The organism is Pseudomonadota bacterium (assembly GCA_039028935.1).
GTDB lineage: Bacteria > Pseudomonadota > Gammaproteobacteria > Steroidobacterales > SZUA-146 > SZUA-146.
The window spans coordinates 111,568-123,784 of record JBCCHD010000003.1; the positions used below are offsets into that span (position 1 = coordinate 111,568).

Sequence of the window (12,217 nt, forward strand, 5' to 3'; positions counted from 1 at the left end):
CGACATGCTGAAATGGGATGATGTGCTCGCCCTTGCGCAGGGTGACAACCTGGCACCAGATCGTCGCGTTGAAAAATCGATGGATGAATGGCGCGCGTTGCTCACGCCAGAACAGTTCGCCATTACGCGCCAGAAGGGCACGGAGCGTCCGTTCAGTTCGGATGCCTGCAGCCTGTTCGAGCCGGGGCAGTACAATTGCGTGTGTTGCGGCGCCGCCCTGTTTGATTCCAGCACGAAGTTCGAATCCCACTCGGGCTGGCCATCCTTTGACCAGCCTCTAACGGATAACGCAGTGGCGTACCATGCCGACCTCTCTCACGGTATGGCGCGCATCGAAGCAGTGTGCAATACGTGTGACAGTCACTTAGGCCATGTGTTTCCCGACGGGCCGCCGCCCAGCGGTCTGCGCTACTGCATTAATGCGTTGGCGCTTGCCAAGCAGGCCGCTTAACGACTGCGTTACATTTTAACGCTTTGATTGCGGCCGTTTCGTTTGGCTTCATAGAGCGCTTTATCGGCGCGTGCAAACACGGATTCGGGCGTGTCATCTTCTCGAAAGTCCGTTACCCCACACGATGCGGACACCGACACCGGTTGGCCCTTGCACAAAAAATTTGCGGCGTGAATGCGCTCGCGGATCTGTTCAATTTTGCCTAATGCACTGGCTATGTCGGTTGAGGGGAACAAAGTGACGAACTCCTCGCCACCGATTCGCGCGACAAAATCTTCCGTGCGCGTAGACTGCGATAACATGGCCGCGATCACTTTCAAGACGCGATCGCCTACCTGGTGGCCATAGGTGTCGTTTATGCGTTTGAAATGATCGACATCCCAGATGGCGAACGTTACGGGTTGCCCATGGCGCCGCCATCGCTGGCATTCCTCTTGCAATCGCTCGGTATAGGCCAAGCGTGAGTGCACACCGGTGAGTGTGTCGTGCATCAGGCGTCGTTCGTGATGGCGACACTGCTCCGCGAGCTGCGCAGTGCGCGATTTAAGCTGATTCACTTCTTCACGCAGTTGTTGATTTCGTTCGCTAGCCTGGGCGGCACGCAGCGTCTCGCGTTCACGGAATTGCCGGAGCTGATCCGCCACCGAGTCGAGCCGCTGTTGCACGCGCGCTTTTAGGTCGACGGTGTCACGCGAATGATCAATGTCCTGTTTCAGTCCGCCAAAGTGACGCTCAACGTCGACTTCCAGGGCAAGCGTGTCGCGCTCTCGCGCCTGCCGCTCCTGTTCACTACCCTCGGCCCAGTGCTCAAACTGTGCGAGCTGTTGTGTGACCTGCTCTAGAAACTGCTCGAGTTCTTTCTTGTCCTTGCTGACGGAGTCGATGACCTGGCGCACGGCGACCGCCAAGTTCATCAACAGTGTATCCATTGATTCGTTCGATAATCCCGCATCGATTTGTTGCTGCAAGGATGCGACAGCCAGCTCGAGTTCAGGCACGCCACTCATGTGTCGAGCGAGCGCACTGAGCACGTCGCCGAGGGTGCTTTCGGTAGTGTCCGCGTCATCAGCCTCGGTGAGCAGGTCATTCAACTCGCTCGCCAGGTCTTTAAGCGCTTGGGCGCGAATGATGCCCGTGTCCGACTCCCAGCCCTCAATGAATTTCTTTTGCAGCGGTGTATCGAGCGGCAGACTCGTGACGAATCCAGTCAGGTCAGCGTTTTCGTCAACGGTAATCTGCTTTTCGTGACGCATGACTTCGGCGGCTAGACCATCGAGTTCTCCTTCCAAAGCATGGGCCGGTTTACCGTTTTTGAGCACCTCGAGAATGGTGTTGAGGTAATCGTCGACTCGCGCGTCGCGGCCCATGGCCGCGATGGCTAGGCGAACCGCCACGCCTCGGAGGGCGGTTTCTTCCTGTTCCCAGGCCCCCTCCTTTTGATCGAGCTCGCGCAAAAGTTGGCGATACTTCGATTTCCAGTCATCCAGGCTGATGGCTTCGGTCATGCGCGGTTCCAGACAATCACTCCCCTTTGGTTAGCGGCCGAAAACCGAAAAACATGAGAACGATGACGTGCCGCCGGTTTGATCCAGGGCGCGATGGCCGCGGGGCTTCATCACGCCGTGGACACTGTGAATTGGCTTCCCTCAAGCCATCAGCATTGGAGCAGGGTACGGGCCTGCCCATCCTGGCGTTAGCTCAGGTCATCGGTGGCTTCAATCAAAAAATGGACGCTATGGGAGCCCGCTGTTCGAGCTTCTAAGTGCGGTATGTAGTCCGGGTCGCTCATGAAATTCAGCGCCGCCTCTTGTGTTGGCCATTCGATGATGATGCGCAGCGCCGCCGGCTGTGACTCGCCTTCGATTTGCTGGTGTGCGGCGGTGCGTGCCAAATAGCGGCCGCCGTGTTTGGTGACGAGCTGATTGGCGGGCCCGATGTAGTCGGCAACCCAGGCGTCGGTGGTGGGGGTGACGGCCAGTACTGAGTAAACGGTCATGTGTCTGCTCCTAAATTGGATAAGTAAGAGGCGCCGCAGAGATCAATCTTGATAGGACGCGATAGACACAGGGTATTGGTATAGTAAAAACAGATAAACAGGTCTATACGAGTTTTAATATATTGAAAAACCGAATAATAAGAGAGCGAATCAGGACTAAAGGGCCTTTGGAGGTCGATGTTGGGCGCCGGAAGCGGTGGCGTGAGCGCGACCTCAAGGAGGGCAATAGAAAGAGACTATCAAGAGCATAAATACAATCAATTTCAAAAATGACCGAGCGACCAGTATTCTAAGCCCATCTTTTCAACAACCCGACCTAAGGAATTTTCAAGATGGCGTTAATCAACACGAAAATTAAACCCTTCAATGCCTCGGCGTATCGCCAGGGCGAGTTCGTTGAGGTATCCAGCGACGATCTCAAAGGCAAGTGGGCGATCTTTTTCTTCTACCCAGCTGACTTTACGTTTGTCTGTCCCACCGAACTGGGAGACCTGGCCGATCACTACGCGGATCTACAAGGACGCGGCGTCGAAGTGTACTCAGTGTCGACCGACACGCACTTCACGCACAAAGCCTGGCACGACGCCTCCGACACCATCGGTAAGATTCAGTACACCATGATTGGCGATCCAAATGGCGAGATCACGCGCAACTTTAAGGTGATGCGCAAAGGTCAGGGCTTGGCGGATCGCGCCACGTTTATCGTCGATCCTGACGGCATTATCCAGGCCATGGAAATCACGGCAGAGGGTATCGGCCGCGACGCCGCGGAACTTGTGCGCAAGGTTAAAGCGGCACAATACGTCGCTGCCCACCCGGGCGAAGTCTGCCCTGCGAAGTGGCAGGAAGGTGAAGAAACACTCGCACCTTCACTGGAGCTTGTCGGCAAGATCTAGCCGCTGACGAACGCTGTCAGCAGCACGGCAGGACGCAGGGTCGGCAGGATGCCGACTCTGCTTCCGGCCCACCATCCGCGCTCAACACCGAACAGAGATACACCAATCAAGGACTCCACTATGTTAGACGCAAACATCAAACAGCAGCTCAATACGTACCTTCAAAATTTGGTGCAGCCCATCGAGCTTGGACTCGCGCTCGACGATTCCAATAAGGCGCGCGAGCTTGAAAACCTGGCGAATGAGATTGCTGGGTTGAGCGAGTATGTGAGTGTTAAGACGATCAATGAGCAGGAAGGTCGTCGACCACTCATGAGCGTTGGTGCAGTGGGTGAGACGGCGCGCATTCATTTCGCTGGCGTGCCGTTGGGCCATGAGTTTACGTCGCTCGTGCTCGCACTTCTTCATAGCGGCGGACATCCACCCAAAACTGAGCAGACGCTGCAGGATCAGATTAAGTCACTCGATGTATCGCTTCGGTTCGAAACCTTTGTCTCACTGTCGTGCAAAAGCTGTCCGGATGTGGTGCAAGCGCTCAACCTCATGGCGGCTCTGAATCCGAATATTGAACACACCATGATCGATGGTGCGTTATTTCAAGATGAAACCGAAGAAAAAGACATTCTGGCTGTGCCGGCGGTGTACCTCAACGGTGAACACTTTAGTCAGGGCAGACTGACACTCAATGAAATCCTAGCAAAAGTTGACACAGGTGCTGCGGAACGGGCGGCAACGGAACTTAATGACAAGGCGCCTTACGACATGCTGGTGCTGGGTGGTGGTCCGGCTGGCGCGGCAGCGGCAGTGTATGCCGCCCGCAAAGGTATTCGCACGAGCCTGGTTGCCGATAAGCTCGGCGGCCAGTTACTCGATACGCTGGGCGTGGAGAATTTTGTCTCCATCAAGCAAACGACCGGCTCCGAGTTAGCCAATAATCTTGTGCAGCACATCAACGACTACGAAGTGGATGTGATCGAAAACCAGCGTGCCAGCGCTTTGACGCGCGGCGATTTTGTCGAAATTGAACTGGAAAGCGGCGCGACCCTGAAAAGTCGTGCAGTAGTGCTTGCCACAGGGGCCCGCTGGCGCGAACTCAATGTTCCTGGTGAACACGAATACCGCGGTAAGGGAGTCGCCTACTGCCCGCACTGCGATGGCCCCTTGTTTAAGGGCAAGCGAGTGGCGGTTGTGGGTGGCGGCAACTCAGGCATTGAGGCGGCGATTGATCTGGCCGGCATCGTTGATCACGTCACTGTGCTGGAGTTTGCCGACAAACTGATCGCCGATGAGGTATTGCAACGCAAGGCGCGGTCATTGCCCAACGTTGACATTATTTTGAACGCGCAAACGACGGAAGTTACCGGCGACGGGAGCCGAGTGAATGGCCTTGTTTATACCGATCGGGTGAGCGGCGAGTCACAAACCGTCACGCTGGCTGGCGTGTTCGTGCAGATCGGTTTGATTCCCAATACCGAGTTCTTGCAAGGGAGTCTTGCTTTGTCTGACCGTGGCGAAATTGAGATCGATGACCGAGGCCAAACTTCGATGAAGGGTGTTTATGCGGCCGGTGATGCCACCACAGTACCTTTTAAACAGATTGTCGTGGCGTCCGGCGCCGGGGCTACGGCCGCGCTCGGCGCATTCGATTATTTGATTCGCGAATCGGCACCGGATCAAGACGTGCAGGAAGACGCCGCTTAGCCCGTTGCGATGTACGGTCAATTGGAGGGTGGTTTTGGCGAGTCGCGTCGCTTAGAGGTCAATGTGCATGACGGGCGCAACGCAATTGACGGTGGGCATGGAAGCCGACCGAGCAATGGCAGAAGGGCTGGTTAACGCCTCTTCCACGGGCTTGCGAGTGTAGTCATTCACCTTGGTCCAAACCGCCAGATCCGAAAGCGCCAGTGCGGCCAGCGCAATAAATAAAAATATTTCCCGTGTCGTAAACATGGTTTTCTCCGGCCGGTTGCGCATGCTCCGGCTAATGCATAGCGATCGGATCGGGGTTAGCCGACGATCGTAGCGACGGTTCGATCGAGGTCGTCGCGTGTTCAAAATGAAGACCGCGTCGCGCAAAGTCACGACATAGATCGGCGGCACTGAGTAAGAACTGTCCCTGAAAGCCCTCGTCGACCAGCGAATTGCAGTACGCTTTGGCATTCATGACATTACCGTCGTACAGCGCATCTAATACCTGCAAGATTGCCTGCTCACGTTGATCGATAAATCGTTGACAGACCGGCGGCCACGTTTTGATCGTTGCGCGCTGCTCCGATAGACAGACGGCGAGCTCGCATAAATTAAGGTAGCCCTGATCGAGCCCGGCCTGCGAAAAGCTTTGCCAAACGCAGGGTAGCGAGGCGGTACGATGACCCGACGCAACGGGATACAAATGCCGCAATCCCCACACCGTTAGCTGTGCGCCAATCGGTAAGGTTAGAAACAATGGAGGCTGGTTAAGGTCGTTCTGGATCAATGGGGTCACCTTGCAACTGCTGTTGACCCCTCGATGTTAATGCGAATGAATCTTATTTACAAGTGAGAATTATTCTCGAATTGATGACATAACGTCTGACCCGTGAACCTGACAGCGCGTCAGCAACCTCGCGTGGCAACCGACCCAAACGGCGGACGGTTCGCTGGACACAATATCTTGTAACCGTTTGATAGCGAACTACTAAATACGGGATTGCAGGCGCCTGTGGGCCGTCTCCCGCCTCGTCCGTACGTACCCAGTCGTCGCCGCGCTGAGTCGGCATGAATTGTTAGGCTCGGCTCTGGGCTGATCGCTGTTGGCACGCGTGTTGCGCGAAAGACCATGGGCGGTCCATGGGATGTCGGATTCCTCTTTAAGAGGGGAAAACCGTCGTCTAAACAGCGACATAAACTCGTCGATAGTCGGTGTTGACGCCCGGTAAATGGCGGGGTCGACGCGATGCACGGTGCGGCGAGTTCATGGCGGTTGTCTTGCGTGCTGAGACTATTCGGCCATAACGCGCGCGATTGCTTCGGGAGTCTTCCAACGCCCGTGCCACAAGCGGCCCACAAACACGATAGCGATGGCGAAAATCATGAAGCAAAATGCGATCCAAGACGCTTTTGCCCCAAGATTCCAGACGCGAATAATCAAAAACTGCGCGACTAACATCGCCCAATGCAACGAGACGGACGCCACCATGATCCATCGAGTGTCTCCTGCGCCGCGCAATATGCCGCTTGATACTAAGATCACGGCATCGGCAACCAGGTAACTGGACAGACCGATCATCATGAAGGCGGTCAACTCACGGATGGCAGTAAAGTCGCCTGTCGGTGGTGCGAAGACTTCGACCAGAGGATAGCGAAACACAATGTACGCTAATGCCAGCACGCCGGCATACAACATGGCGACCGAGAAGGCCGCCGTGGTCACTTCATTGACGCGCGTCATATCGCCACGCCCCACGTAGCGGCCCACCATGCTGATGATGCCGACATTTAGACCGATTAATGGAATGAACGAGAGAATGTCCCAGTTAAAAACGATGGCCGCGGCCGCGCCCTCTGTGATGCCGTAAGACTGGAACATCAACAAAAAGAGATTAAACGCCGCGACATTCAAAAAGAGCTCGAGACCAGAGGGAAAACCGAGCCGCCAGTAGCGTTTAAGAATACGCGGTTCCAATGTGAACGAGCGCATGACGCCAAACGCGTCACGGTGTTTCTTGCGAAAGTAAAACCAGGCGAAGAGCGAAAACGACAAAACGGTGGCGACAACGGTTGAGATGGCCGCGCCGGCAATCCCCAATTCTGGAAAACCGAATTTGCCAAAGGCCATCGCGTAGCACAGCGGCACGTTAATAATGAGCCCAAACACATCGCAGATCATCACAATGTGCGTGCGACCAATGCCTGCGAAATAGGACGATAACACCACTTTAGCAAGCGTAATGAGAATGCCTGACATAAGGATCAGGTAATACACGCGTTCTAAAGCGACCTGTTCGGGTGGGTGATCCATGCTCTCGAACACACCAGCGACCAAAAAGGTGATCAACGTCAGAAACGGCAAGCTCATCAGCGTCATGATCCAGCCCTGCGTCACGACTTTTGTGCACTTTTCGACTTCATCTGCGCCAAGATACTGCGCGGCCATGGCGTTGGCGTAAGAGAGCAACCCGATGAAAAAACTGAAAGAGAAAAAGGCCGCGACGCCACCACCCATTGAGGCGGCGATGTGCACTGGATCGATTTGGGACATGAAATATCGATCAGTGAAAATCATAACGGCGAACGCGCCCTGCGACACTACCATTGGCAGCGCCAGTTTCAGTAGTTCGATCGTGGTGCGTCGATCAAAATAGCGACCGATTGAATTCATGGGTTTGTCACCGCGTGCGTGATGTGGATAGTCGGTTGTTGTCCTCAGGCGTGATTCTACTGCCGGAACACCGAGCAACGCTATCCACAATTACCTTGGCCGTTTTGCTCGATGTGCCGAGCATAAAAAGGCGTGATGGTGTCCGCTCACCCGCGCGTACTGATACGGCCGAGCGATCGCCGTGACCGATCACGGGGTCAACAATCAAAAAGAGTGGGCACAGGGTTCAGTGGTATGGGATAAACCGCCAAACAGCGTGCGATATCTCGATGCGTTGTCGTTTGGGTGGAGGCAGGAGGCGACACAAAAGGCGGCGCCAACGGAGTTCGGTGTCTGGCAGGGAAGCCGTGTCGCGTCGTTCGAGCCGCGTCATGAATGCGAACCACTCAGTAGTGATGGTAGGCCTGTGCTGTCGGACTGCTGAGGCGATAGGGCCAACGGTATAGCGTTGCAATATCGTCACAAATTGTCACAACAAAACGTTGGTGTGTGGCCATAGGGTAACGCCACATTCTGTGACGATCTGCCTAACGTAAGTGCATCGCTAGAACCGAAAGGCGTTTCGGGGTTGATCGCTTAAACAGCGTGAATACAGCGTTTTACGCTCCCCCGATATTCGTCGCCATAAGACAAGCGGTGTGCAGCAGGCAACGTCGCTTCTTATCCACAACGGCTTGGCGATAGCTCAATCGACAGGGAGAGAGGCAAGTTTAGTCGCTTGAGATATGTAAAACGGACGCTGTTTTGCTGACGAAATATGTCAACATTACAGTGCAGGTCACAAAAGATCCGCCCTAGGGAATGGCGCGATCGAATAAGAATTTGGGTACAGATTATGGCTTTTCAAATCGCATTAGAAGCGGCGCTTGCGCCTTTTATTTTCTTTGGTTGTGAGGTCGCTGCACTGGATCACAATACGATGCAACGGGCGTCGGATGTGGGCTCGAGCGAGTGCGTGGTGGCACAACCGTTGGCGGCCATTGATCGATTGAACACCGCTCGTTTAGGGGCCTGTTCCATCACAGGGCAGTCGGCCAGCAAACAGCCAGTTAATAGTCCGATCGGTTCACCGCACATCGGTGACCTGCCCGGAGGCAATTTGGGCGGTGTATTTACCGGCTCGCAACCCGGTGGCGCGATCAACCCTGCACCGCCTGGTGTTAATGCGCCTGCCGTCACCCTCATCGCTAATCCCAGCACGATTCAGACCGGACAAACCGCGATGCTGGTTTGGGAAGGACGCAACGTGGACCGGTGCGTTGGCGGAGGCGGCTGGTCCGGCGAACGTAACACGACTGGCACCGAGTCGACGACAACGCTTTCTGACGACACCACTTACACGCTTCGCTGTGATGGGCCGAACGGTCAAATAGTCGGCAGCGTGGTGGTTAACGTATTTAATCCTAACCCACCACCCACGCTGAGCTTTAGTGCCAATCCGGCGACCATCGATGGCGGCACGGCGTCGACATTGTCCTGGTCTGCCAGTAACGCGGATTTTTGCGTGGCTAGCGGCGGTTGGAGCGGTATGCAAACCCTGGTTGGTTCGCAATCGACCGGTGCACTCAACGAAACGAGCACCTACACATTGGCATGCGCCGGATCCGGTGGGTGGGTGTCCGACACCCTTGTCGTAACGGTCGATGGGGCACCTGCGCCGCCCGCGGTGTTTGCCAAAAATTCGATCGATACGGATCGAGCCCCGTGGGGTAAGAACTTAGCTGACGTCGACGGGGATGGCGAACTCGATATCCTGACCGGCGGTGGTTTACTGGGCTCGGATGTGTACTGGTATCGCTCGCCGAATTGGGAGCGTTTTCAGATCGGCTCCGTTGGTGGAGGTGACGATCTTCAGGCCGGTGACATCAACGGCGACGGCGCAATCGATATCGTTGTCAATCGGGACCCGATTGCGTGGTATGAAAACCCCGTTGGCTCGGGCGGTAACGTTGAAGATCCATGGCTGGCCCATACGATCGTACCCTATCGCTCGCACGACATTGCACTGGTTGATATGAATAGCGACAACAAGCTCGACGTGGTCGTTCGTTTCGCTGGGGTCACGTTTGGCACGACGCGGGTGTTTCTGCAAGGCGCAACGCCAGATACCTGGACCACGGTGATTCTCAGTAACGATTCCAACGGCACGGGCGGACTGAAAGTGGCTGACATTGATGATGACGGTAAACCGGATGTCCTCGGCGACGGCTATTGGCTGCGGCAACCGGATGGCGATATCACGGTTGGCGGTGACTGGCAGCGTTACCCGATCGGTGACTGGCCGGCCGGTTCAAGTATCGACGCGGCCGATCTCAATGGTGACGGCAACATCGACGTAACGCTCGCGGTGTCGGAAGTGGGAGTCGGCGAATTTTCGTGGTTTGAAGCGCCCGATGATCCACTGACCCAGCCCTGGATTCGACATGTGATTGACAGCTCGGTGGAAGACGTTCATCGACATCACCTTGTCGATCTGAATAACGATGGTCAGCTCGATATTCTGTTTGCCGAGATGTTCCAGTCACAAACCGATCGCGTTGGTGTGTATTACAATGACGGTAACGCGGAAAGTTGGACGCTTGATATTCTTGAAACGCATGCGTCGCACAACCTCGCCATCGGGGATATCGGAAACGATGGCGACATCGACTTTCTGGGGTCTAACTGGCAGCTCAATGCGCCTGCGGGTGGTGATATATTCCTTTGGATTAACGAGTCTAACTGATTCACGCAAAACCTCGCTTAGAAAAACGCCCGCGTCGCGGGCGTTTTTTTATGCGTTGACTCAGTGTTAAAAGTTCGAGCCTTACCGTGTCCGTGGGGTGGCGCTCCGATTGACGTTCGCAGGTTAAGCGCGTTCGGACTGTGTGGTCAGGATGAGCCCATAACCTGGACCTAAGCGGCAAGTTCGAGCTCAAGCTGCTCGAGTGACTTGCCACGCGTTTCGGGCATGAGCCAAACCATCAGCATAAGAAATACTACGGCCGAGGCGGCGTAAAGCATAAAGGTACCGGCACTACCCAGCGTCGCCAGCTCCCATGGGAAAACGAATTGCACCAGCCAGGATACGCCGCTGTTCACCGTTCCCATTAGGGCAATGCACAGCCCTCGAATTCGGTTTGGGAAAATTTCAGAAAACAACACCCACATCACGGGGCCCAACGAAAAGGCGAACGATGCGACGAATCCCATAATGCCAATTAGGATGATATTGGCGTTCATGTGGACGGCGGCTTGAATAATGGCGGCCTCGTGTTTGACCAGTGCGGTTTTTCCAATGACGGCTTCCGCCGCGGCTTTAAAGGCAACATCATTTTCAAAGCGCTGCCCGACAAGTGGCTCAAGGCCGCTGAGGCTGTGTTGATCCGACAGCATGACAAATTGCTCGATCGGAAGCTCATAGTACGCGGCATAAAACCCATACGCCGCCAGCGCCATACTGACCGCGACGCCCGCCAGCCCAGCGAGCATTAACGGTTTACGGCCAATTTTATCGATCAAGGCGATCGCCAGTAGCGTGAATACGACATTGATGAGACCGACATAGGTTGCTTGGGCAAACGCGGCATTTGTTCCAACACCACTTTGCTCAAAGATAGTCGGCGCATAAAAAAACACGACATTTATGCCGCTGCTTTGTTGCGCAACCCCCGCTATGAGTCCAATCACAAGTACTCGTCTCAGTTCGGGGCGAAACAGGTCGCGAATTTTTCCGATCAGCCGATCCGTAGCATCCACGGAACTGGCAGCGATGCGCTGCACGAGATCGTCGATCTGTCCGGCTGGTGCGATCCGCGCTAATATTCGGCGCGCCTCGTCGGTACGGTTCTGCAGCACGAGATAGCGCGGGCTTTCGGGTGCGAGCAGCATAAAAAAGAAATACGCCAGTGCAGGTAGCGCCTCCAATCCAAGCATATAGCGCCAGGCGTTGTGTTCGAGTGATAGCGCTAACGCCAGGTCGGACTGGCCCTGGCTAAGATTTAGAATGAAGTAGTTAGCAAAGTATGCGGCGGAAAAACCGACCACAATATTGAGCTGATTGATCGATACCATGCGACCACGAAGATGCGCCGGTGCTAGCTCCGCAATGTAGATGGGCGCTAGCATCAGCGTACCGAAGGCCAGCCCGCCAATAAATCGGGCAATCAAAAGCGTAGTGGCATCGGGAGCCAGTGCGGACGCCACTGCAGACACTGAGTAAAGCACAGCAAGTCCGAGCATGACTTTTTTACGGCCGATGTAGTCTGCCAACGGCCCAACAACGAGTGCCGCGACTATCGCCCCCAAACTGGGTGCACTGACAATGGCGCCAATCCACCATTCGTTTAGCGCAAAGTCATTGCTGACAAAGCCGACGACGCCGGAAATGACGGCGGCATCAAAACCAAACAGAAAACCGCCAAGTGAAATGATCGTTGCGTAGAATAAGGCGGTGCGGTCGGTGGGGTTCATCGAAACGAGTTCCGGTGGTCGCGGTAAGGCGGGCGATGCTAGTCGTGTTCAGCCACACTGTA

At 55.2% G+C, this 12,217-nt stretch carries 10 protein-coding genes; 4 read left to right on the forward strand and 6 right to left on the reverse strand.

Annotated features, from left to right (window positions below):
• Positions 1-4 precede the first annotated feature (4 nt).
• Positions 5-451, forward strand: coding sequence for a peptide-methionine (R)-S-oxide reductase MsrB (gene msrB / locus AAF465_02720; GenBank protein ID MEM7081620.1), 447 nt, complete (start codon positions 5-7; stop codon positions 449-451).
• A gap of 8 nt (positions 452-459) precedes the next feature.
• On the opposite strand, the gene AAF465_02725 is transcribed toward msrB, so the two are convergent.
• Positions 460-1,956 carry a diguanylate cyclase gene (locus tag AAF465_02725; protein ID MEM7081621.1) on the reverse strand — a complete coding sequence of 499 codons (1,497 nt, stop codon included), beginning with the start codon at positions 1,954-1,956 and terminating at the stop codon, positions 460-462.
• A 188-nt stretch (positions 1,957-2,144) separates the two neighbouring features.
• Complete coding sequence (locus AAF465_02730) at positions 2,145-2,447, reverse strand: DUF1330 domain-containing protein (protein MEM7081622.1); 303 nt, start codon at positions 2,445-2,447, stop codon at positions 2,145-2,147.
• A gap of 332 nt (positions 2,448-2,779) precedes the next feature.
• On the opposite strand from AAF465_02730, the gene ahpC reads away from it, so the two are divergent.
• Together ahpC and ahpF are read left to right on the forward strand one after the other, a co-directional pair.
• Positions 2,780-3,343 carry an alkyl hydroperoxide reductase subunit C gene (gene ahpC / locus AAF465_02735; GenBank protein MEM7081623.1) on the forward strand — a complete coding sequence of 188 codons (564 nt, stop codon included), beginning with the start codon at positions 2,780-2,782 and terminating at the stop codon, positions 3,341-3,343.
• A gap of 120 nt (positions 3,344-3,463) precedes the next feature.
• Positions 3,464-5,044 carry an alkyl hydroperoxide reductase subunit F gene (ahpF, locus tag AAF465_02740; GenBank protein MEM7081624.1) on the forward strand — a complete coding sequence of 527 codons (1,581 nt, stop codon included), beginning with the start codon at positions 3,464-3,466 and terminating at the stop codon, positions 5,042-5,044.
• A gap of 51 nt (positions 5,045-5,095) precedes the next feature.
• Here ahpF and AAF465_02745 read toward each other — a convergent pair whose 3' ends face one another.
• The 3 genes from AAF465_02745 to AAF465_02755 form a co-directional block, all read right to left on the reverse strand.
• Complete coding sequence (locus AAF465_02745; protein ID MEM7081625.1) at positions 5,096-5,293, reverse strand: hypothetical protein; 198 nt, start codon at positions 5,291-5,293, stop codon at positions 5,096-5,098.
• Between the two features lie 31 nt (positions 5,294-5,324).
• On the reverse strand, positions 5,325-5,828 hold the full coding sequence (locus AAF465_02750; GenBank protein ID MEM7081626.1) for a hypothetical protein: 504 nt from the start codon (positions 5,826-5,828) through the stop codon (positions 5,325-5,327).
• Between the two features lie 495 nt (positions 5,829-6,323).
• Positions 6,324-7,703, reverse strand: coding sequence for an MATE family efflux transporter (locus AAF465_02755; GenBank protein MEM7081627.1), 1,380 nt, complete (start codon positions 7,701-7,703; stop codon positions 6,324-6,326).
• An 835-nt stretch (positions 7,704-8,538) separates the two neighbouring features.
• Between AAF465_02755 and AAF465_02760 the strand changes: the two genes are divergently transcribed.
• Complete coding sequence (locus AAF465_02760; protein MEM7081628.1) at positions 8,539-10,428, forward strand: FG-GAP-like repeat-containing protein; 1,890 nt, start codon at positions 8,539-8,541, stop codon at positions 10,426-10,428.
• 170 nt (positions 10,429-10,598) lie between these two features.
• On the opposite strand, the gene AAF465_02765 is transcribed toward AAF465_02760, so the two are convergent.
• The gene (locus tag AAF465_02765; GenBank protein MEM7081629.1) at positions 10,599-12,155 is read right to left on the reverse strand and encodes a sugar porter family MFS transporter; all 1,557 of its coding nucleotides are present in this window, start codon (positions 12,153-12,155) and stop codon (positions 10,599-10,601) included.
• Positions 12,156-12,217: the final 62 nt, after the last annotated feature.